At 29.4% G+C, this 23,859-nt stretch carries 20 protein-coding genes and 1 other RNA gene; 16 read left to right on the forward strand and 5 right to left on the reverse strand.

The window, feature by feature from the left end:
- Window positions 1-2 precede the first annotated feature (2 nt).
- The 4 genes from MHL31_RS07205 (at window position 3) to MHL31_RS07220 (ending at window position 2,891) form a co-directional block, all read left to right on the forward strand.
- Window positions 3-626, forward strand: coding sequence for a hypothetical protein (locus MHL31_RS07205; protein WP_240228469.1), 624 nt, complete (start codon window positions 3-5; stop codon window positions 624-626).
- 2 nt (window positions 627-628) lie between these two features.
- Window positions 629-919 (forward strand): transcriptional regulator, encoded by a 291-nt coding sequence (locus tag MHL31_RS07210; RefSeq protein WP_240228471.1) that lies wholly within the window; start codon window positions 629-631, stop codon window positions 917-919.
- 64 nt (window positions 920-983) lie between these two features.
- Window positions 984-2,345, forward strand: coding sequence for a cell envelope integrity protein CreD (gene creD, locus MHL31_RS07215; RefSeq protein ID WP_371824146.1), 1,362 nt, complete (start codon window positions 984-986; stop codon window positions 2,343-2,345).
- Between the two features lie 177 nt (window positions 2,346-2,522).
- Window positions 2,523-2,891, forward strand: coding sequence for a DUF2809 domain-containing protein (locus MHL31_RS07220; RefSeq protein WP_256451654.1), 369 nt, complete (start codon window positions 2,523-2,525; stop codon window positions 2,889-2,891).
- Here the strand turns inward: MHL31_RS07220 and MHL31_RS07225 are convergent.
- Together MHL31_RS07225 and MHL31_RS07230 are read right to left on the reverse strand one after the other, a co-directional pair.
- Window positions 2,880-3,098 carry a DUF3820 family protein gene (locus tag MHL31_RS07225; protein WP_240228473.1) on the reverse strand — a complete coding sequence of 73 codons (219 nt, stop codon included), beginning with the start codon at window positions 3,096-3,098 and terminating at the stop codon, window positions 2,880-2,882. The two genes, MHL31_RS07220 and MHL31_RS07225, sit on opposite strands and share 12 nt — an antisense overlap.
- Window positions 3,088-4,290, reverse strand: a complete 1,203-nt coding sequence (locus MHL31_RS07230) for an NAD(P)-dependent oxidoreductase (protein ID WP_240228475.1) — start codon at window positions 4,288-4,290, stop codon at window positions 3,088-3,090. The genes MHL31_RS07225 and MHL31_RS07230 overlap by 11 nt, the downstream gene beginning before the upstream one ends.
- A gap of 122 nt (window positions 4,291-4,412) precedes the next feature.
- On the opposite strand from MHL31_RS07230, the gene ssrA reads away from it, so the two are divergent.
- The 3 genes from ssrA to MHL31_RS07245 all read left to right on the forward strand — a co-directional run bounded on the left by ssrA (window position 4,413) and on the right by MHL31_RS07245 (window position 7,908).
- Window positions 4,413-4,806, forward strand: a transfer-messenger RNA (tmRNA) gene (gene ssrA, locus MHL31_RS07235).
- A 324-nt stretch (window positions 4,807-5,130) separates the two neighbouring features.
- Window positions 5,131-6,612 (forward strand): Na+/H+ antiporter NhaC family protein, encoded by a 1,482-nt coding sequence (locus MHL31_RS07240; protein ID WP_240228476.1) that lies wholly within the window; start codon window positions 5,131-5,133, stop codon window positions 6,610-6,612.
- A gap of 30 nt (window positions 6,613-6,642) precedes the next feature.
- Window positions 6,643-7,908, forward strand: coding sequence for a D-alanyl-D-alanine carboxypeptidase (locus MHL31_RS07245; RefSeq protein WP_240228478.1), 1,266 nt, complete (start codon window positions 6,643-6,645; stop codon window positions 7,906-7,908).
- Window positions 7,909-7,921: 13 nt separating this feature from the next.
- On the opposite strand, the gene MHL31_RS07250 is transcribed toward MHL31_RS07245, so the two are convergent.
- Window positions 7,922-9,385: a M14 family zinc carboxypeptidase gene (locus MHL31_RS07250; protein WP_240228480.1), complete on the reverse strand. Its 1,464-nt coding sequence runs from the start codon at window positions 9,383-9,385 to the stop codon at window positions 7,922-7,924.
- A 389-nt stretch (window positions 9,386-9,774) separates the two neighbouring features.
- Here MHL31_RS07250 and MHL31_RS07255 point away from each other — a divergent pair, with 389 nt between their 5' ends.
- From MHL31_RS07255 to MHL31_RS07270, 4 genes are read left to right on the forward strand one after another with little or no spacing between them, the layout of a single operon-like run.
- Window positions 9,775-10,797 carry an LD-carboxypeptidase gene (locus MHL31_RS07255; protein WP_240228481.1) on the forward strand — a complete coding sequence of 341 codons (1,023 nt, stop codon included), beginning with the start codon at window positions 9,775-9,777 and terminating at the stop codon, window positions 10,795-10,797.
- A 4-nt stretch (window positions 10,798-10,801) separates the two neighbouring features.
- Window positions 10,802-11,815, forward strand: coding sequence for a dipeptide epimerase (locus MHL31_RS07260; protein WP_240228483.1), 1,014 nt, complete (start codon window positions 10,802-10,804; stop codon window positions 11,813-11,815).
- Window positions 11,816-11,817: 2 nt separating this feature from the next.
- Window positions 11,818-12,837: an aminotransferase class I/II-fold pyridoxal phosphate-dependent enzyme gene (locus MHL31_RS07265; protein ID WP_240228485.1), complete on the forward strand. Its 1,020-nt coding sequence runs from the start codon at window positions 11,818-11,820 to the stop codon at window positions 12,835-12,837.
- Between the two features lie 10 nt (window positions 12,838-12,847).
- Entirely contained in the window at window positions 12,848-13,504 is a 657-nt protein-coding gene (locus MHL31_RS07270; protein ID WP_240228487.1) for an N-acetylmuramoyl-L-alanine amidase, read from the forward strand.
- A 74-nt stretch (window positions 13,505-13,578) separates the two neighbouring features.
- On the opposite strand, the gene MHL31_RS07275 is transcribed toward MHL31_RS07270, so the two are convergent.
- A complete protein-coding gene (locus MHL31_RS07275; RefSeq protein WP_240228489.1) occupies window positions 13,579-15,063 on the reverse strand; it encodes a SusD/RagB family nutrient-binding outer membrane lipoprotein in 1,485 nt (494 codons plus the stop codon).
- A gap of 15 nt (window positions 15,064-15,078) precedes the next feature.
- A complete protein-coding gene (locus MHL31_RS07280) occupies window positions 15,079-18,129 on the reverse strand; it encodes a SusC/RagA family TonB-linked outer membrane protein (RefSeq protein WP_240228491.1) in 3,051 nt (1,016 codons plus the stop codon).
- Window positions 18,130-18,345: 216 nt separating this feature from the next.
- Here MHL31_RS07280 and MHL31_RS07285 point away from each other — a divergent pair, with 216 nt between their 5' ends.
- From MHL31_RS07285 to MHL31_RS07305, 5 genes are all read left to right on the forward strand, one after another.
- A complete protein-coding gene (locus MHL31_RS07285; protein ID WP_240228492.1) occupies window positions 18,346-19,095 on the forward strand; it encodes a DeoR/GlpR family DNA-binding transcription regulator in 750 nt (249 codons plus the stop codon).
- Window positions 19,096-19,281: 186 nt separating this feature from the next.
- Entirely contained in the window at window positions 19,282-20,466 is a 1,185-nt protein-coding gene (locus MHL31_RS07290; RefSeq protein WP_240228494.1) for a DUF1343 domain-containing protein, read from the forward strand.
- Window positions 20,466-21,923 carry a sodium:solute symporter gene (locus tag MHL31_RS07295; protein ID WP_240228495.1) on the forward strand — a complete coding sequence of 486 codons (1,458 nt, stop codon included), beginning with the start codon at window positions 20,466-20,468 and terminating at the stop codon, window positions 21,921-21,923. The genes MHL31_RS07290 and MHL31_RS07295 overlap by 1 nt, the downstream gene beginning before the upstream one ends.
- On the forward strand, window positions 21,913-22,737 hold the full coding sequence (gene murQ, locus MHL31_RS07300) for an N-acetylmuramic acid 6-phosphate etherase (protein WP_240228496.1): 825 nt from the start codon (window positions 21,913-21,915) through the stop codon (window positions 22,735-22,737). The genes MHL31_RS07295 and murQ overlap by 11 nt, the downstream gene beginning before the upstream one ends.
- A gap of 48 nt (window positions 22,738-22,785) precedes the next feature.
- Window positions 22,786-23,850, forward strand: a complete 1,065-nt coding sequence (locus MHL31_RS07305; RefSeq protein WP_240228497.1) for an anhydro-N-acetylmuramic acid kinase — start codon at window positions 22,786-22,788, stop codon at window positions 23,848-23,850.
- Window positions 23,851-23,859: the final 9 nt, after the last annotated feature.

The raw sequence follows: 23,859 nt of genomic DNA on the forward strand, positions 1-23,859 counted from the left end.
ATATGAATTCTAAAAAATATTTAGACGACATTTCTGAAATTAAGAATATGATGAGTAAATCTTCTCGTTTTATGTCTTTAAGTGGGCTATCTGGAATATTAGCCGGTGTATATGCTTTAATTGGCAGCTACCTAGCGCACAATATTATATATTCAATAAAAAGTGAACCTAACAAATTGATGCAATTTTTTATGACGTATAATTCGTTAGACTATTTATTAATTATTGCATTGTCTGTTATGGGGCTAGCACTTTTTACAGGTATTATTTTAACTTATTATAAAGCAAAAAAAAGTGGTGAAAAAATATGGGATGTCTCTAGCAAACGCCTAATTATTAATTTTGCATTACCATTAATAATTGGTGGACTTTTCAGTTTGGTATTAATACAATATGAATACATAAAAATAATTGCCCCTACCACACTAATTTTTTACGGACTTGCCTGTGTAAATGCAAGTAAATACACATTGGGAGGTGTACGTTATTTAGGTCTAACAATTATTGCAATTGGTTTAATTTCAACACAATTTATTGGTTATGGCTTATATTTTTGGGCTTTAGGATTTGGTGTATGCCATATAATATACGGGTCTTTAATGTATTTTAAACACGACCGCAATTAAACATGAGTATTATTAATAATATAAATAAAGCATTTGACCATCGCATTAGACTAGGTATTATGTCTATTTTAATGGTAAATGATTTTGCGGATTTTAACATGTTAAAAAAACTTTTAGGAGCAACTGACGGTAACATTGCCAGTCACACAAAAACATTAGAAAAGTTTGAATACATTACTGTTGAAAAACAATTTATAGGAAGAAAACCAAATACTAGATATACTGCTACAAAATTGGGCAAACTTGAATTTAAAAAGCATATTAATGCACTTGAAAAACTAATAAGGAATTAAAATATATATTTTTTAACTATTTACTTTGAAATACAAAGTACTTTTAAAGTACAAAACTATGAACATGCAACAAAACAAATTTGGAAACTGGATTAAAACATCGATTACTGCAAGAATGTTAATGATTGGAATTTTAATAATTATATTACTTATTCCATTATCTTATATAAAAAGTTTAATAAACGAAAGAGCAAACCGACAGGAGTCTGTTGTAAATGAAATTAACGAAAAATGGGGAAATGAAGTATTACTTTATGGACCAATTTTAAAAGTACCTTACAAAACATACACAGAAAAACTAGTAACTGATAGTGCAACAAAAAAAGTTACAAAAGAAACTATTTCTAATACAAATTATGCATTTTTCTTTCCTGAAAATTTGGAAATTAATAGCGAAATAAATCCGGAAGTTAAAAAAAGAGGTATTTATAAAACTTCCGTTTATAAAAGTACAATAGATGTCTCTGGAAATTTTGTAAAACCCGATTTTAGCACTGCTGAAGTTGAAGATAATGATGTTTTATGGGATAAAGCAACGGTTATTATAAAAACCTCTAATTTAAAAGGTATTAATAATCAGGTTGAAATTTCTCTAAATTCAAAGTCATATCCATTTATTCCAAAATATGAAGCACAACAAAACAATGTGTATACCAAAAATACGGTTACACTACATAAACTAGAAACCCCTCTTTTAAACAAAGACACAATTATTGTGGATAAACCTTCCAATTTTTCAATTAATTTAACAGTAAGTGGAAGTCAACAATTTAAAATTATTCCTATTGGAAAAGAAACAAATTTAAATGTTACATCTAATTGGAAGACCGCTAATTTTATAGGAGAATTCTTACCTTTAAATTCAGACAAGATTACAGATACAGGTTTTGATGCAAAATGGAAAGTTTTACATATTAACAGACCTTTTTCACAAGAATATTTTAAAACACTTCCAAATTTAAATGAATATGCTTTTGGTGTAAATTTTAAAATTCCTGTTGATGAATATCAAAAAAGTGAACGTTCTGCAAAATATGGATTTTTAGTAATTTCACTTACATTCTTAATTTTCTTTTTAATACAAAGTATAAGTAAAATAAACATCCATCCGTTTCAATATTTAATGATTGGCTTGTCTCTTACCATGTTTTACACCTTATTAATCTCAATCTCTGAACATAGCAACTTTTTAAAAGCATATGTTATTGCAGGTCTTTCAGTAATAATTTTAATAACCTTGTATTCAAAATCAATTTTAAAAACGTTTAAGTTTCCTATATTTATTGGAATTTCGTTAACTGCTTTGTACACATTTATTTTTGTAATAATACAATTAGAAAACTATGCCTTAATTGTTGGAAGCATTGGTTTATTTACAATACTTGCAAGTGTGATGTACGCTTCTAGAAAAGTCGATTGGAATTAATAAAAATATAGATACTGTTTAAAAAATGAAACTTCCGTCGCCCTGAACTTGTTTTAGGTTCGCATAATAATTTCTCATCAGTCTAATGCGATGCTGAAATAAATTCAGCATGACGGATATGCATGTTTTTTAGACAGTATCTTTAAAATTATTTAACAAGCACTAATTAATTATAAAATGCTAAAATTCAACTACAAAAACTTCATTATATTTTTAATACTTTTTATTATTGAAATAGTAATTGCACTTTACATTACGCAACATTTTGTACGGCATACTTTTGGAGATTACCTATCTGTAATTATGCTCTTCTATTTTATTAAAAGTTTTTTAAATATGAAATCAGCTTTTGTAGCTATAACTGTATTAATAATTGCTTATTTTATTGAATTTCTTCAACTTACACAAATATTAAACTACTTAAGTATTAAAGAAAATAGTTTCTTAAGAATTATTTTTGGCACTACTTTTTCAATAGGCGATTTAATTGCATATACACTGGGAATTGTAACAGTATTTTTATTCAATCAAAAATCAAACCCTTAATTTCCTAACCAAATCTTCTAAACCATTAAGTTGAATTTCATACACCAAACGCAACTGATTCCCTAATTTTCCTTTTGGAAAACCTTTATTATTGTACCAAACAATATAATGTTCTGGTAAATCAATTAAATATCTACCTTTAAATTTACCGAAGGGCATTATCGTATTTGCCAATTTTTCTAATTCGTGCTGTTGATTATTCTCCATCAACAAAATCTTGTAAATAATTAAAACGTTCCGTTAATTTCCCATTTTGAGTCATTCTAGCTCTTTCTAAAACTCCATCATTATCATTATTAAAAAAAGCAGGAATTACATATTTTGAAAAACTTTCACCAAATCCTTCTGAAGCATCTTTCGGCAATTCACATGGTAAATTATCAACTGCCATAACGGCAATTGCGTCTTTATTTTTAAAATTTGTTTCTTTTTCTGTTTTAGGGTTGTAACCATAAATAGGTTCTGCAATTGTTGAAGGGCGAATGGTTGATGCCACCGGACCATCAATATCACAACTAATATCTGCCACAACCTTTATATTGAAATTTTCATTTTTTGCATCTTCACGTGTAAAAATATACGGAGAACCACTTCCAAAGAAATGACAAGCGATGTACATATCAGCTACATTTGCAAAACGCATAAAATTACTTTCATATTCAGAAGGATTGTCAAAAAAGTCTTGCTGATTTTTTGTTTTCCCATCTTTTCTTTTATTGTAATCTAACACATCTATTTGTACAAAAACTGATTCAGAAAAAGATTCATTTAAAAATTCTTTTACTGAAACTTCACGCATGCGCATTCCTTTTAGCATTTCTTTTGCACCATTCCCTACTCTACCTTTACCTGTTAAAACAACTTTAATATTAGGCAATTGAATTTGTTGCAATTCGTGAATTAGCATTAATTGATCGTGTAAATCTTCGGCTTTAGGTAATTTAAATGTGCTATATTTTAATCCATATGTTCTAAAACCATTGTATGCTCCTACAATTCCGGCATACCTACCAAAGGCAACTAACCGCATTCCCTTTTCATTTACAATTACTTCGTGATCATACATTTCAATATTATTTGCCAAAATGGCTTGTAATAATTTTCTATTATAAGGTTGTTTTTTTATGGTATGAGAAAAGAAAAAATATTTTTTATTAGGAATTAAATACTCTATTGGAACTTCCTTTACCCCTAACAAAACATCACAATCCGAAACAGAATCAACAACCATAACTCCTTGATTTACATAATCTTCATCTGTGAAAAATCGATTATCTGAACTTTCAACTTTAATAGAAAGTTTTGGATATTTTTTCAATAATTTTTTACACCTTTTTGGTGTTAAAACTACACGTCTGTCTGGCGGATTTTTTCGTTCTTTTATAATTCCTAATTTCATTATATAATATGGTATAAATATTGCTACTAAGATATTGTGAATTAAAGGAACTAACAAATAATTAATTTGGTAGATTTTTTATACATTTGCCATCTTTAAAAGAATTTGATCTTTGACTTATTGGGGACGACTGGTTTTGACTGCAAGGTCAATTGAACTATAAGCATGTCGAGTAATGAAATAGCACTCGTAAATCTCAATTTCAACACTTTAAACGGCGAAGATAACTACGCTTTAGCTGCTTAATCTGAATTATAGTAGGATGAGCCTCGGCACACAAGGTGTGCAAGCTAAATGTCTCTTGAAAGCCTTGGTTAGCGGCGGTCAGCTAAGAGACATCGTAAAAGTTAACATAGATTTGCTATTGTTTCGCTAGCATTTTGAAACTAAAGAAACTAAGCCTAACGTAAATTGTTTTCGGTTAGCATTAGGACTAAAATTAAAAGAAAACTAAACATGTAGAAAATACTTTGGTTGCTTGTTTGGACCCGGGTTCGATTCCCGGCGTCTCCACTACTACACTTCACAAATACCTATTAATCAATCTATTAACACTCTTTTTAGTCAACTATTTTACTAACTTTTAATTTTTAGCTTACTTAAAGCTATTTATAAAAATACAAAAACCTCTACTTTTCAAAAAAGTATTACCAATACAAGAACCCTAATCCTAATCAGACACAACATTAAAAAAACACTATTATCTGCAGTTAACATTATAAATTTTTATTAAATCTGAAAAAATAGTTAGATTTTGCTATAAAATTTATTCAACTAAATTAGTTTAAGTATATTCACGTTTTCCTATTTTTCGAAATACATTATTTACACTAAAAACCAATGGATAATTACGGATTTCTATCAATTTTACCACCTATAATTGCAATTATACTTGCATTAAGAACAAAACAAGTTTACGTAGCATTACTTTTTGGAATATGGTCTTCATGGCTTATTATGAACGACTGGAATTTTATAAAAGGAACTATTGCAGCAATTGAAGGAATGGTGAACGTATTTAAATCTGAAGGTAACACCCGAACCATTATGTTTAGCGCACTTGTTGGTGCACTGCTACTATTTATTCAATACTCTAGAGGGGTTGAAGGTTTTATTAATAAAATTAATATCTTAATTAATTATTTTGAAAAAAAACAAAAAGGTTACAGCAGGGTAATTGTCCAAATTCTAGCTTTATTAACAGGGATTATTCTTTTTGTTGAAACAAGCATTAGTTCCTTAACTGTAGGTACACTTTATAGACCTATTTTTGATAAGTTAAAAATTTCTAGAGAAAAATTAGCTTATATAGCCGATTCTAGCTCTGCTCCTTCATCAATTATAATACCTTTTAATGCTTGGGGAGCTTTTATTATGGGCTTGCTAATTACGCAAGGTATAGACCAACCTTTTTCGGTACTTCTATCTTCAATTAAATACAATTTTTATCCTTTTATTGCTATAGCAATTGTATTTATTTTGATTATTTCTAAAAAAGATTTTGGTCCTATGGCTAAAGCCGAAAAAAGAACTAAAGAAACAGGAAAGGTTTTAAATGAAAATTCTAAACCTATGATTTCTGAAACAATAACTTCTTTTGAACCTAAAAAAGGCATTAAAGCTAAAGCATACAATATGGTTATTCCATTATTTACTATGGTAATTATGATGCCTTTAAACCTAGCCTATACCGGTTGGAATAAAGTTGAAGAATACTCATCATTTTCTAATCATTTGTCTCAAGCTATAGGAGAAGGTTCTGGTTCTTCATCTGTATTATATGCTGTTATAACAGCTATACTTGTTGCTATAATTTCATACAAAATACAAGGTATTATGAAAGTTGAAGAAATGGTTGATTTAACATTAAAAGGAATTAGCGAATTAATGCCTCTTGCCTTATTAATGCTTTTTGCTTTTGCTATTAGTGATGCTTGTAATCAACTTGGCACAGGCCAATTTATAGCTAACTGGTCTAAAGAATGGTTATCTCCAGAATTTTTACCTGCAATTGTTTTTATTATTAGTTCGTTTATAGCTTTTTCAACTGGAACTTCTTGGGGTACTTTTGCAATTATGATCGCTATTGCAATTCCAATGGCTACTATTCACGAAGCAAACATAGGTCTTGTAATTGCTGCAACTTTAGGAGGTGGTGTTTTTGGAGATCATTGTTCTCCTATTTCCGACACTACAATAATTTCATCTATGTCATCAGCTACCGACCATATAGACCACGTTAAAACACAATTACCATACGCCTTAGTTGGAGGAGCAATTACCACACTTATATATTTAATTATGGGTTTGTACTTTAATTAAGTATTATTATTTTTAATTAAAATTGCAGATATGTCAAAACTAAAACTTATTTGTTTAGCTTTTATATTTATTTTTATAGGATGTAAATCTTCCCGAGTATCAAAAAAAATATCTAGACAACTTGATAGTGACTTTTTTAACAACCAATTTACAGGGTTATTGGTCTACAACCCGGCAGCAGATAAAACTATATACAATTATAATGAAGATAAATACTTTACACCTGCCAGTAATACCAAAATTTTTACACTTTATACTGCCTTGCAGTATTTACCAAATAGAATACCTTCATTTAAATATACTATTGAAAAAGATACGTTAAACGTATTAGGCACAGGAGATCCAACATTTTTACACCCATATTTTAAAGATAGTACTGCTTTAAAAATGTTTAGTAATTATGAAAAAATAAATCTAATTATCGATAATTTAGAAGATAAAAAGTATGGTCCGGGATGGGCTTGGGAAGATTATGACACTTATTTTAGCCCAGAAAAAAGTAACTTTCCAATGTACGGAAATGTAATAACTATTAATTATGACACTGAACTAAAAACTAGTCCAGAAGCGTTAAAAGATAGTGTTTACCTAAAACCTTCTGGCTTTAAAAGAGCATATAATTCTAATCAGTTTTATTACCAACCTAATCCGAGTAAAACAAAAGAAATACCAATGGTAATAGATTCGTTAATAATTAAAAAGTTATGGAATCATCTTTTACCTAATAAAGTTCATTTAACCACAAATTCATCCATAAAAATGAAACATACGGCTTATGGAATTGAGACTGACTCGCTATACAAACGTATGATGCATAAAAGTGATAATTTTTTAGCTGAACAAATACTTATATTAGCCTCTTCAACCTTATCTGACACTTTAAATTCTAGCTCCATAAGAAAAGAACTTCTTAAAAATAAATTGAGCGATTTAAAACAACAACCTCGATGGGTAGATGGCTCTGGACTAAGTCGGTATAATTTATTTACACCAACATCATTTGTACAAGTTTTAACAAAGTTATATAATGAAATCCCTAAAAAACGCTTGCTGAATTTTTTCCCAGTTGGTGGTGAATTAGGAACTTTAAAAAATTGGTATGCAGGGAATCCAACGCCATATGTATATGCAAAATCAGGTTCTTTTGGCAACAATTATAGCTTAAGTGGCTATTTAATTACAAAATCTAATAAAGTATTAATATTTAGCTTTATGAATAACCACTTTAAAACTTCAACAAATACGGTTAGACAAGAAATTCAGACTGTATTAGAATTACTAAGAGACAATTACTAATTTAAAAAATGAGTTATTTATAAATAAGAGCATTTCTAAAATTAGTTTTGGAATTATCTAGGTTAATTAAAAAACCATTAATAATTGCATACTTTATTTCCCCTTTCTTTTTTAACAAAAATGTAGCATTTACACCTACTTTAATTTTTAATTTAGGAGCTTCAAAAACTGGATTAACCAAATGAATTGGCTTATTTATAAACCTGCTATTTTCAGGTAAATTTTCAACTTTCACATAAGTATAACCATCTTTTAAAAGTTTATAAATATCTAAATCTTCAATCTCTTTTATAGCTTTAAAAACTTTTGGATATGTTTTTCCAGCTTCAATACTATAATTTTCAGCATCTAATGTTTCATAACCAAAAAATGTAGATAAATCTCCCTGATCTGCTACACGGCCAACATTATAATAGCTTGAATGATCTTCATTATCAACCTCTGCCCTATTAATTCCAATATCAATAATGTAATCTTTCCCTAATAAATTATATGTTACTGCTTGAATTTTTAAATCGAATAATTTTCGATCATTTTGAGGTATTTTTTCATAATCTTCAATTGAAATATTATGATAACTACCATTAGCAATGGTATAAATTGCTGATAAAATAGACACATAATTTAACTTTCTAATTTCCTGTTTTTCTATGTCGTTTTTATACCCACCAGATTCAATTAAAATAGCACTTGTACCCCATTTTTGTATATTATCCCCAAAAGCTCTCGGTTCAAAATCATCGTTGTATCTACCTACTTGACCTGGAGCATATTTTTGAATAACCGAATTCATAAAAACAATAATTTTCATAGCATTAGCTCGAACATTATTAATATCTTTTTCGTAATTATATGCAGGAGCTAAATAAGAAATAGTTGCTGTTTTATCTGTACGTTCCGCATTGTAATAAATACTTTGATCGTGTAAATTAAAACCAAAATCAGCATCAAGACTGTCCCTTATTTTTTTTAAAACCTGCCCTTCAGGAGACTGCAATCGTAAAGCATCTCTATTAATATCAATACCCAAAGCATTTCTTCTGGTATAAATTTCAGCACCATCAGGATTTAACATCGGTAAAAAATGAAGTGTTAAATTACTTAGAAGTTCTTTTTTTTCTTCAGAAAAATCATCACTATCAATAAAATTAAAAATATCAAAAATAGCTTGAGTTGCAGTAGGTTCATCTCCATGCATTTGAGACCATAAAAACACAGTTGTTTTTCCTGTACCAATGCTTATTAAATTTAAATCTCTTCCTTCTATAGATTCTCCAACTTTTTTTACGGTATATTTAGAATCTTTCTTTAGCTTGTTAACTAATGGCTGTATATTGTTATACTTTATTCTTCTGTGAGTTAAACTAGATTCTTTATAGCTATGGTAAGTATTATACAAATTTGAAGTAAAATCTATATTTTGACTAAAAACAACACTAAAAAAAAGCATTGCTAAACTGTTAAAAATTAATTTCATAAGAATTTATTAGAATTTTAATTAATATTTTTAATACTTATTTTACCCAAAGTTAAATATCTTATTTAACGCAAAATAACAACTGCTATAAGATGGTTTGCTATCAAAAATAAAACAATTTTACTACAATATAGTTTAACCAATCATAAATTATATAAAGTTTAAAAAATCCTTGATTTAATAGGACATTTTTCAACTTTTGCATTAGAAATTCAAATGAAAAATCAGTATATTTACGTTAACATTTTTCAACTTTTGAAATGCGTTAACTAAAAAATATTCCTTTTAAAATAATTAACCACAAGCATTAAATCCACATCTAGCTTAATTACTAAAAGTCGTAAAAGCTACATTAAATTATAAGCATAAAAAAATAACATATAGTAATCATGAAACATTTATCATATTGCATTTTAATTACCCTTTTTATAAATATTGGCTGTAAATCGACTCAGCAAACAGCTACAGAATTTAGTAAAACACCCCTAACTAAAACCTTAATAAAACCTCCATATTTAAAAGCTGGAGACTCCGTTGTTATACTTTCTCCTGCAGGTATATTATTAAACAAACAAGCTCAGATTGAACAAGCAAAGAAATTACTGAAAAGTTGGGGATTAAATCCTATTTTAGGTGAAAACATTTTCAACCAAAACAATCAATTTGCTGGTACAGATCAAGAACGCACCTCAGATTTCCAAAAAGCTTTGGACAATAAAAACATTAAAGCTATTTGGTGCTCAAGAGGTGGTTATGGTTCTGTAAGGGTTTTAGATCAGCTAGATTATACCACATTTATTAAACACCCTAAATGGGTTATTGGTTACTCGGATATCACTGCTTTTCATAATCAAATTCATAATTTAGGGTTTGAAACCATACATGGAATAATGGGTATTAGTTTAGACAAAAACCTTGAATATTTAGAAGAAAATAAAAATTCATTAAAAAACGCGCTATTCGGCAATCAACTTTCTTATACTATAGACTCTTCTAATTATAATAAATTAGGAGAAGCAACAGGGCAACTTGTTGGTGGTAATCTAACACTTTTACATACAATGTTAGGTTCAAAAACAAGTATTGACACAACTAATAAAATTTTATTTTTTGAAGAAATTGGAGAATATGCATATCATATAGATCGTATGTTACAAAGTTTAAAACGTGCCGGTTATTTTGAAAACTGTAAAGGTATAGTTGTTGGCGATTTTAGCAATGTTAAAAAAAATAGCACACCTTGGGGCTCTTCAATTGAACAACTTATTTTAGACGTTGTTGAAGAATATAACATACCCGTACTTTTTAATTTCCCTGCCGGTCACGAAGAAAAAAACCTAGCGCTTATTTTAGGAAGAACCGTTGAACTAAAAGTTAAAAAAGAAAAATCAACTCTGTTATTTAAAAACTAATACAATGCACTTAACGCTAAAATCCTACAATTTAAAATTACGTCATACTTTTACCATTTCAAGAGAATCTTACAATATACAACCAAGTCTTATAGTTGAATTAAAAGATGGCGATTTTACTGGTTATGGCGAAGCTACTTCAAATCCATATTACAATATTACAATTGAAAAAATGATTGAAGACTTAACAGCTTTAAAACCCTTAATTGAAGAGAGTTCTAATTTAACACCTGAAGCATTTTGGAATAAAATGTATCCACACCTAAAACATAATATGTTTGCTTTATGTGGTTTAGACTTAGCCTTTAACGATCTTTTTGCTCAAAAAAAAGGAAAAAAACTTTATGAATTATGGAACTATAACACCAATAATAATCCACTAACCGATTACACTATTGGGATAGATTCAATTGAAAAAATGATTTCTAAAATGAAAGAAGTGCCTTGGCCTATCTATAAAATTAAACTCGGCACAAAAGAAGACATTAAAATAATTGAAGCTTTAAGAAAACACACTAATGCTATTTTTAGAGTAGATGCTAACTGTGGATGGTCTGTTGAAGAAACCATATCCAACTCCTATAAATTAAAAGAGCTTGGTGTTGAGTTTATTGAACAACCTCTAAAAGCTGATGAATGGAACGATCATAAAGAAGTTTTTAAAAAATCCGTTTTACCAATAATTGCAGATGAAAGTTGTCAAATTGAAGAAGATGTTTTAAAGTGTCACAATCATTTTCATGGCGTAAATGTAAAACTAGTAAAATGTGGTGGTTTAACTTCTGCTAAAAGAATGCTTATAAATGCTAAAAAACTAAATATGAAAACTATGGTAGGTTGTATGACAGAATCTTCTGTAGGAATTTCAGCAGTTGCACATTTATTACCTCTTTTAGACTATGTTGATATGGATGGTGCTATGCTACTTGCTGAAGATATTGCTACCGGAATTACCATTGAAAATGGAGTTATTAAATACAGTGATTTAAACGGAACAGGAATTACTTTAATTAAATAACTATGACTATTAACGAATTTCCAAACAGAGAAATCTCCATAAACAATGAAAAGTATCTATATTTTGGAGGCACTTCTTACCTTGGAATGGCTTCAAATAAAGAATTTCAAACCAATATTTTTGAGGGTTTAAAAAAATGGGGAACATTTTACGGAAGCTCTAGAAGCGCAAATATAAAACTAAGTATTTATAATGAAGCTGAAAGTTATTTTTCAAAATTTTTAGAAGCTGAAGCTAGTCTAACAATATCTTCGGGAACTTTAGCAGGTAAAATGGTTATAGATCACCTTTCTAAAAACAGTAAAAAATTCTTTCATTACCCCAAAACACATCCTGCTGTATTACACCCAAATAGCTTACCTTTATTTATAAATGAAAAAATAAATCCGCTACTACAAAATAATATTTCCGAAGATATTGTAATTACAACAGATGCCATTTTAGCTTTGGAAACAACTCCAACATCTTTTGATTTTTTAGACGCAATTTCACCTCATAAAAACACAACTTTAGTTGTTGATGAATCGCATAGTTTAGGTATTATTGGCACTGATGGAAAAGGTGTTTTCTCTTCGATAAAGTCTGATAAAATACATCGAAAAATTTTAATCTCATCTCTCGGAAAAGCCTTAGGCCTTTCGGGAGGTATTATCGCTTCAGATAAAAATTTTGTTGATGCTATTAGAAATCAAACATTATTTATTTCTTCATCTGGAGCAAATCCAGCTTATTTAGAAGCTTTTCTTAAGAGCAAACAACTTTATAAAAACCAACGAACATTACTTTTTAATAATTTAGAATTTTTAGCGAGTATTTTAAATCAAAATGAAAGCTTTTACTTCAATAAAAATTACCCAGTAATTTATTCTACAAGTGATATTTTACACGAAAAGTTATTGAAAAACAACATTGTTATTGCACGGTTTAAATATCCTACTTATGAGAATTTTATGAATAGAATTGTAATAACTGCCAACCACACTAAAAGTGACTTAGAAAAATTAGCGAAAACAATAAATTAAAATTATAAAAATGAAACATTACTATTTACTTTTTACTGCAATGCTATTTCTTTCGTGTTCATCTAACATAGAAATAATAGATAAGCCTATTACATTTGATAAAGAAAGGGAAGCGCTAACACTTCAATACTTATTAGAAAGATATGGCATAGACAATGGAACAACAGAAATTACTCCAAAAATGGTTGTTTTACATTGGACTTCAATTCCTACCTTAGAAAATACTTTTAAAGCTTTTGAAAAAAGCACAATAACCAGTAGCAGACCAGAAATTAAAAGCTCTGGAAATTTAAATGTTTCTTCGCAATTTGTAGTAGATCAAGATGGAACAATTTACAGATTAATGCCAGAGACTAAAATGGCAAGACATGTAATTGGACTTAACCATTGTGCTATTGGAATAGAAAATGTTGGCGGAACAAAAGATACGCCATTAACTGATGCGCAATTAAAATCTAATATTAAATTAGTAAACTATTTGGCTTCTAAATATGATATTGAATATGTAATTGGCCATTACGAATACACTAATTTTGTAGACCATGAACTTTGGTTAGAGAAAGATGACAATTACAGAACTGAAAAAATAGATCCAGGAAAAGAATTTGTAACCAATGTTAGAAAAGGCGTTAAAAATCTAAATTTAAAATCTGTTCCTAAAAAATAATTAACTCTATTAAAGAGAAAAACCGTCTAAAAATATTTTTAGACGGTTTTTTGTTAAATAAGTATTAATTCAAATTATCCAGCTGTATTCCACCATAATGGAGTAGTTAACCTAACATACGGATCGTTCGTTGGCATATTTACGTAATTCCTATCTTCTTCATTGTATTCATACATCATTGCTTGAATCCAATCATTTTCATTTGGAAAAATATCAAGATTAACATTTTCAGGTCGTTGCAATCCATGATAAATATCTGAACTATAATCCATTCTTCTCATATCTACCCAAGTTTCAGGATTTAGAACATTTGCAATATATTTTTGAACCATAATGTGCGATAATTCTATATTACTTTCACCAATCTCAGTATCTAATAAACTTAAATAAGCGCTTGTAGCAGCGGCATCAACTCCTAATTTTTCAAAATCTGCTTGAACACCAATTTTAAAAGCTGTATAAGCACCTGATTTATCTCCTTTTCTTAACCTAGCTTCAGCTTCAATAAACTTTACTTCACTAAAAGTAATCATGTCAGTTGCAGAGTTAAGACTCGTATAAAATCCACCATTACCTAATGAAAAATTATCTCCTTCTTCCCCATTTAATCCTCTACCTATTACAACACCTTCATAACCACCATTAACAGCTTCAGGAACAATAATAGTTAATCTAGGATCCCATTCTGCATCATCTAAATTTAATGGGTTCTTTAATAAGTTCACAAAAAAGTCAGAAAAATAATCCATTCTTGAAGAACCATAACCATCTGTTGAAAAAGGTTGAATATCATTTGAAACTGGTCCACCACCATAAAGTTTCTGAGCGTTTAATTCATTTGAATTTATTGCTAACTGACAAGCAGCTATTACAGCATCTGGATCATAAGAAGATTTTTTAGCTAAATGGTTTAAATAACGTGCCTTAATAGCATACGCAAATTTTTTCCATTTTTCTTGATCTCCTCCATAAAGAACATCTCCACCTTCTTCATTTAAATCTATAGCACTTGGTTCGTCTAAAGCAACTATTGCTTCATCTAAATAACTTAAAATAGTTTCATAAACTTCTTCTTGAGTACTAAATTTTGGTGTAATATTCATTGAAGACACACCATCATAGGTTTCGTCTAACACAATATCTCCATATTGATCTGTAGTCATTCCTAAAACATAAGCTCGTAAAATTTTACCTACTGCTACAAAATTAGGAGAAGCATATCTTTCACCTAAAACAATTAAATCTGCTGTATTTGGCAATGAATACACATATGCATTTTGCCATAAAAAGTAACGGCCAGTTGTCATTTCAGAACTCCAAGTTTCAGAATAATAATTTGTCGCATTTTGCGCACCATATTGCGTAATTCCAAGAACCTCTCTACTCCCTCTATACTGAGCTTGAGCTGTTGTATTCTCTATTGCTCCTTGAATTCTAAATTGAGGAGGCAATGAAGATGTTGTTGGCTTTGTTTCAGAACCATTTACATCAAAATAGTCATCATCACATGAAGTGGCTATGACTGCTAAAAACACTATTAAATATTTATATAATTTCATAATTTTCTTTTATTTTTAGAATTTAACTTTTAAACCTAAATCAAACCCTTTCATGTTAGGTGTTCCTAAATTATCTATAGACATGGATCCTGCTCCAGAAACTCCTGCTCCAAAAGTATTAACCTCTGGATCAACTCCACTATAGTCTGTTATTGTAAATAGATTTCTTCCTGTAGCAAAAAACTCTACAGAAGATAACGCTATTTTATCTAGTAGTTTACTTGGTAGTTTATAACTTAATGTAACATATCTAAGCCTTGCAAACGAACCATCTTCAATAAAATTTTCTGAATTTTTATAGTAATAATCCGTATAAAATGCTTGATCCATAGCTACTGGAACTGTATTTACTGCTCCATTAGCATCAACACCTGGTAAAACTATTGTTTCATTTCTATTAAGTGTTTGCTCGCTTAAACCATAATAAACTAAAGCAGATTCTGTTGCATTATATACATCAACACCTTGAACTAAATCTAATAAAAATGATAGTTGGAAATTTTTGTAATTCATTGTACTTGAAAAACCTAAAGTCCAATCTGGCATACGAGTTACATCATCATATGTTTCTTGAACTAACGTTGGTAAACCATTTGAATTAATAACTACATCTCCATTATCATTTTTTTGAGGTCTATAACCTCTTAAACCAAATAATGAACCATCTAATATCGCTGCACCTGCTGCTGTTGAATTAAACGTCCAAGAATCCGATAAATAAACTTCGTTTAGGAAACCAGGAAGTTCATTAACCTTACTTTCGTTCATTCCAAAGTTTAAGTCAACATTCCATTTAAATTCTGATGTATAAGGCAATACTTTAATTGAAAGTAACGCTTCTAGACCACTATTTGTAATAGATCCTCCATTAAGTGTTGCATAAAATGTACCTGTTGTTGGAGGAACCCTTATATCTCTTAATATTTGATTGTCTGATTTACTAGTGTAATAGGTAAAGTCTAACCCTATTCTACTTTCAAACAAACGCATATCTACACCTATTTCAAAACTATTTGTAAATTCTGGTTCAAGGTTTGGATTACCAACATCAACACCGTTCCAAGTATATCCGGAACTTGCTAATGAATTTATATTAGTTGAAAGTGAACTTTCTAATGCTCCAATTGGTGCATCTTTACCAACTTTAGCCCAAGTAGATCTCAATTGTAAGTAACTCAATCCGTTTGAAGATGTAATATCGTTACCTGCATTTTTAAATAAATCTGTAATTACTGCTGAAGCACCAACTGAAGGGTAAAAGAAAGATCTTTTATCTTTTGGTAACGTAGAAGACCAGTCATTTCTTCCGGTTGCTGTTAAAAACAATGCATTTTGCCAACCTAATTTTAATTCACCAAAAACACCAACCATACGCTTTCTAGAAATACCCTCACTAATATATTGATCTTCAACCAATACATTACCAACACTATATATTCCTGGAGCTTGAAAACCATCTCCACTTGTATAAGTTGTTCTAATATCTAATTCATCAACAGAATTACCTAATAAAGCATTTATAGAAAAATCTTCTGTAATATTTTTTTCAAAAGTTACTAATAAATTTGAATTTAAACGCTTATTTTCTCTATCGTACTGACTTATATAACCATCTTCTCTATTATCTACTAAAGAACCGTCTCCAGTAATTTTTTTATTAAATTGTGTAAAATTATCAATACCTAATTTATACGATACATTAAAATTTTCTAAAAAGCTATAATTTAAACTTATAGCTCCAATTAAACGATTAACCTCATCTGTATTAGGACTATTATCAATACTCCAATAAGGATTATCAAATTGTTGATCTAAAAAGAAACTTTTCTGAGAATTATCAGCATTTAAATAATCCGAAGCATTAACATTAGCAGGATATTTTAATAAACTTAAAAAACTACTTCCAGTAGCATTACCTTGCTTTGTACTATTGGTTTTTGTAGTTATATAATTTGCTGAAACACCTAAAGTTAAATTATCATTAATATTTGAAGAAGTATTAATTCTAAAAGATGTTTTATCATAACTTGTACTTTCAATTACACCTTCTTGAGAAACATCTCCAATAGAAAAATAAATATTACTTTTTGCATTACCACCTGAATAACTTAAAGTATGGTTTGATGTAATAGCTGTATCGTAAAAATCATCTATATTATTAAAAACTGGAGATCCAGCAGTACTATTTCCCCAAGAAAGTGGAGAATCAGTATTAATAGTTGTACCAGTTGCTTCTACAATTTGTTCTCCTTGACCATATTGCGTTTGTACATTTGGTGTTCCAATAATATTATCAACAGAAAGTGAACCAGAATACGAAATTACACTAGCACCATCTTTCCCTTTTTTTGTTGTAATAATAACTGCACCTTCTGCAGCCTGAATACCATAAAGTGCAGCTGCCGCAGGTCCTTTTAAAACAGATATACTTTCAATATCTTCTGGGTTAATATCAGAAGCTCTATTAGCACTGGCTACCTCCAAACTTGAACTAGTTGAATTATCAATTGGAAGACCATCTACAATAAATAAAGGCTGATTATTTCCTGTAATAGAAGATCCCCCTCTAATCATAATAATTGCTGATGCCCCAGGAGCTCCTCCAGAATTCACAACAGTAACCCCTGAAACTTTACCTTGCAATCCATTAACCATACTTGACTGGTTACCTTCTAAAAGCGCTTCTGCTTTTACAGCTTGCACAGCATAACCAAGAGATTTACGTTCTTTTTTAATACCTAATGCAGTAATCACAACTTCATCTAAACTTTCACCTGCATTTAATGACACATTAATAATGTTAGATGTCACTTCAATTTCCTGAGTTGCAAAACCAACATATGAAAACACCAAAACAGCTCCTTCAGAAGCTTTAATTTCGTATTTCCCATCAAAATCAGTTGTACCACCCATGTTTGTACCTTTAATCAATACGCTAACCCCTGGTAACGGAAGATTGTCAGCATTAGATTTAACCACCCCTGTAACAGTTATAGATTGCGCAAAAGAAATTTGAACAAAAAATACTGCTAGAATCGTTAAAAAATAATAATAGTTTTTTTTCATAATGAGTTAATTTAAAATAAATTTAATAACAAATATATTTAAATTTCCGAATAAAAACGCATAAAACCGCAAAAAAAATTCAATTAATTTAAAGAAACAGCTAATTATATACAAAAAAAACACCTAAACACTTATAATTTATCAATAATTGAGAAAAATTCATTACATTGTAAAAAAAAATTGCACATTTATAATTACTTTTGCAAAAAAAACAATATGCTTAAAGAAGAAAGACAAAACTGCATTTTAAATAAAATCAGGTTAAATAAAAAGGTTTTATCTGTAGATTTAAGCCATGAATTAAATGTTTCAGAAGACACAATAAGACGAGATCTTAATGAATTATCTTCTAAAAAATTAATTAAAAAAGTACATGGAGGCGCACTCACCATAGAAAATATAGCTCCTTCATATGAAGAAAGAAGAAATCATAATTTACAGGAAAAAAACAGTATTGCAAAAAAAGCGGTAAAACTCATTAAATCTGGCCAAGTAATTATTATGAGTGGAAGCACAACAAATCTACAACTTGCAAAAATTATCCCTTCCAACATAAATGCAACTATCTACACCTACAGCTTACCTATTGCATTACAGCTAACAGAACACCCTTCAATTGAAATTATATTTATAGGTGGAAAAATCCATAAATCCGCACAAGTTACCGTTGGCTTAGATGTAGTTTCTTCTATTTCCGAACTAAGAGCAGACCTATGTTTTATGGGTACGGGAGGAATTAATATTTCTAATGGAATGACTGAACCCAACTGGGAAGTATCTCATATTAAAAAATGTATGATTTCTGTAAGCAACCAAGTTGTTGCACTTTGTACTAAAAATAAAATAAATGAAATTAAACGCTATACTGCTGTACCCATTAACAAAATTGACACTATTGTTACAGATATAGATCCAAAAGATTCAATATTTAATAATTTCAAAGAAAAAGGAGTAAAAATACTTTAGAAAAACATTGAATTTACGTTATTATGCATTTTATTGCGTTTTATATTAATTTTTTATGCGTTTTTTTGTCGTTAATTAAAAAATAAATAGTACTTTTAAAAAATATTATGCATATTCCAATATAGAAAAAATAAACCTAAAACCCCGCGAATTCCACCCATTTAAGAAGTAAATATAGATAAACTTATGAAAGTACTTACAGGCTTAGATATATTAGTAAATGATTCCGAAATTCAAAAATCATTTAAAGGTAATATAGGTTTACTATGTAATAATGCTTCAGTTGATGCTACTTTTTCACATGCAATTTTAAAATTTAAAAAAATATTTGATTCTAGATTTATTAAAGTTTTTGGTCCTCAACATGGGTTTTCTACTGATGCACAAGACAATATGATTGAAACTGATCATTGTATCCACCCATATTTTAACATTCCAATCTACTCTCTTTATTCTGAAACCCGCACCCCAACAGATAAAATGCTTGAAGATATAGACCATTTATTTGTTGATTTACAAGATATTGGATGCAGAACTTATACTTATATTTACACGCTTACACTTCTTCTAGAAAAATGTGCAAATAAAAATATCGAAATTATTGTTCTTGACCGTCCAAACCCTATAAATGGTGTAGATATTGAAGGAAATATCTTAGAAAAAGAATTTAAGTCTTTTATTGGTCTTTACCCTATACCTATGAGACACGGAATGACAATTGGTGAAGTCGCTATAATGCACCAAACATTTTGGAGTAAAGAAAAAGCAAACCTTAAAGTAATTAAAATGCAACATTGGAAACGAGCAATGTATTTTGAAGACACTAAATTACCTTGGATTTTGCCCTCACCAAATCTTGCAAGAGCCGAAAGTACCTGTACATTTCCAACAACAGTTTTATTTGAAGGAACTAATTTAAGCGAAGGCAGAGGAACTACACAACCTTTAGAAATTTTTGGACATCCAAATATTGAACCTTATTCTTATTTTGAAAACAATCTTAAACAAGCACTAAAAGAATCTAAATTAAAAGGTTTTACAGTTAGACCAATAACTTTCATTCCAACGTTTCATAAACAATATAATAAGATTTGTGGTGGTTTTCAAATTCATATTACAGATAAAAAAACTTTTCAACCTTGGAGGGCCGGACAATTTATTATGAAAGAAATATACCATTATTTAGGAAGTGATTTTACATGGAAAACCCCTCCATATGAATACAATTACACACAACTCCCTATCGACATTCTAAATGGCACTGACAAATTGAGATATTGGATAGAAAACAATGGCAACATAGAAACATTAGACTCTTTTGAAGACCTAAAAGACTACAAATTAAAATTTAACGAAATAAAATTATATTAATGAGCGCAACACTAATTTTAATCATCATTGCTTCCTATTTTGGAATACTAATGCTAATTTCTTACTACACATCTAGAAACTCAAGTGATGCTTCTTTTTATACAGGCGACAGAAAATCGCCTTGGCAAGTTGTTGCCTTTGGAATGATTGGAGCAGTAATGTCTGGAGTTACTTTTGTCTCTATTCCAGGTATGGTTGGAACTAACAACTTCTACTATTTGCAGTTTGTTTTTGGAAACGTTGTTGGTTATATATTTATTACATACGTTCTTTTACCTATATATTACGATTTAAAACTTGTTTCAATATATACATATTTAGATACTCGATTTGGAACAAAAACGTACAAAACAGGCTCATTATTCTTCCTAATATCACAATCTTTTGGAGCAGCACTTCGATTATTACTTGCTGCAAAAATTTTACAATTTGCGGTGTTTGATTCTTTTAATATCCCTTTTTATATTACTGTAATTATAATACTAATACTCATCTGGTTTTATACTCATAAATCCGGTATTAAAACCATTGTTTGGACAGATACATTACAAACATTCTTTTTACTTTTAGCTGCAATTGTATCGATATATGTAGTAAAAAGCAGTCTAAATTTAGATGTATCTGAAACAATAACCTCAGTTACCAATCATAAATACTTTAAAGTATTCGACTGGGATTTTAATTCGGGTTCTAATTTTTACAAACAATTTATTTCAGGATTTTTAATTGCAATTGCAATGGTGGGCTTAGATCAAAATATGATGCAAAAAACCCTTACTTGTAAAAATAAAAAAGAAGCTCAAAACAATATTTTAACTTTTAGTTTATTTTTAGCCGTTGCTCAATTTCTATTTCTAGGACTTGGAGTTATGCTTTATTTATACGCCGAAAACTTTGGTATACAACTAGACACCTTAAACGGTAAATTTATTAACACTGATGATTTATTCCCAATGTTATCACTCAATCATTTTGGAATTATAGCTAGTATAAGTTTTATATTAGGTATTACCGCTGCTTCATTTTCAAGTGTAGATTCATCGTTAACAGCTTTAACTACTTCCTTTACTCATGATTTTTTAGACATTCAACATAAAAACTCAAAAGAACAAAAGAAATTAAAAAACAAAGTTTTATTAGGTTTTTCAATCGTAATATTTACAATTATTATGTTATTTTCAGAAAGTAAAGGCGATGTAATCTCAACTATTTTTAAGGTTGCAGGTTATACGTATGGCCCTTTATTAGGACTATACCTACTTGGTATTTTTACAAAAATAAAAATAAAAGATGCTGCAGTTCCATTTATATGTGTACTTATGCCATTGCTTACCTACTATTTAAACCACTTATTTATCTCTAAATTCTCTTTTGATTTAGGATTTATGAATATACTCGTAAACGCACTATTAACAATATTAAGTTTAATTATTGTATCAACTAAAAATGAAAAATAAACCAACCACAGAACAATCTTCAAATTACAATAACCTAGAAAAGATGAGTACCTTAGAGCTACTCTCAAATATAAATAATGAAGATAAAACAGTACCTAATGCTATTGAAAAAGCACTCCCATCAATTGAAAAATTAGTGAATCTAATTCACTCTAAAATGGAAAAAGGGGGGCGCCTTTTTTACATCGGAGCTGGAACCAGCGGAAGATTAGGTGTTTTAGACGCTTCAGAATGCCCTCCAACTTTTGGTGTTCCCGATAATTGGGTTATTGGCTTAATTGCTGGAGGCGATTTTGCCCTTAGAAAAGCTGTTGAAAATGCTGAAGATGATACCATCTTAGCCTGGAAAGACCTACAAAAATATGTAATTACCGACAAAGATGTTTTGGTTGGAATTGCAGCTTCAGGAACTACTCCTTATGTTATTGGAGGACTGAAAACGGCAAAAGAAAATGACATAAGTACTGGCTGTATTGTTTGTAATACCGATAGCCCTGTTGCTAAAGTAGCAGATTATCCTGTTGAAATTGTTGTAGGACCAGAATTTGTAACTGGAAGCACACGCATGAAATCTGGAACAGCTCAAAAATTAGTTTTAAATATGATAACAACTTCTGTTATGATTAAACTTGGAAGAGTTAAAGACAACAAAATGGTTCATATGCAATTATCAAATGCAAAATTAGTAAATAGAGGAATCTTAATGCTTATGGACGAATTACATATCAACCAAGAATTAGCTTCTGAATTACTTAAAAAGCATAAAAGTGTTAAAAATGCACTAGATGCTTATAAAAATAAACTCATTCAATAAACCTAACTCAATTCTTTAAAAACTATTAGGTTCTTAAAATATATTTAAATGGAACATAAAACAAAATACTGTATTGGAGTAATGAGTGGCACTTCTCTAGACGGTATAGATATTGCCTATATTAAACTTAGCTTTAAAAATTCATTTCAATTTAAAATACTTAAAGCTGTTACAATTCCATACCATACAGACTGGAAAAAAGCATTAAAAAACGGATTTCACTTATCTGGAGAAGCATTAACTAAACTCGATGCAGATTATGGTATTTTTTTAGGTACTATATTAAAAGATTTTATTACAGAAAATAATATTGAAAAGTTAGATTTTATAGCTTCACACGGACATACAATTTACCATAACCCTAGCGAACATTATACGCTTCAAATTGGAAATGGACCTTATATCAATACAATTACAGGCGTTAAAACAATTTGTAATTTTAGAGTGCAAGATGTGGCTCTTGGCGGCCAAGGTGCTCCATTAGTACCTATTGGAGATGCTCTTTTATTTTCTCAGTACGATTATTGCTTAAATTTAGGTGGTTTTTCAAACATTTCAATGCGAGAAAATAAATTACGAATTGCTTATGATATTTGCCCTGTAAATATTGTATTAAACCATTATGTAAATTCATTAAATATTGAATACGATGATAATGGTAAAATTGCTTCAACCGGAAACATTAATACAAATTTATTAACCGAACTAAATGCTTTACCTTTTTATAACGATACAAAACCAAAATCTCTAGGTTACGAATTTATTTTAGAAACTATTTTTCCAATAATCGACAAATACAAACTCGAAATAAAAGACATATTAAGAACTTTTATAGAACATATTGCAATACAAATAGCTAAAAAAATAGATTCAGATTCTTCTAAAAAAATGTTAATTGCTGGAGGTGGCGCTTACAATGGCTTTCTAATTGAAAGATTACAATCTTACACCAAAACACAATTAATAATACCTGACGACGAAATTATCGATTACAAAGAAGCTTTGGTATTTGCTTTACTCGGTTATTTAAAAAATGAAGAAAAAAACAACTGTTTAAAAAGTGTAACTGGTGCAAGTAAAAACCACAGCAGCGGAATTATTTACAATGCTTAATTCATTTAT

The sequence above is a fragment of the Lutibacter sp. A80 genome, from assembly GCF_022429645.1.
Taxonomy (GTDB): Bacteria; Bacteroidota; Bacteroidia; order Flavobacteriales; family Flavobacteriaceae; genus Lutibacter.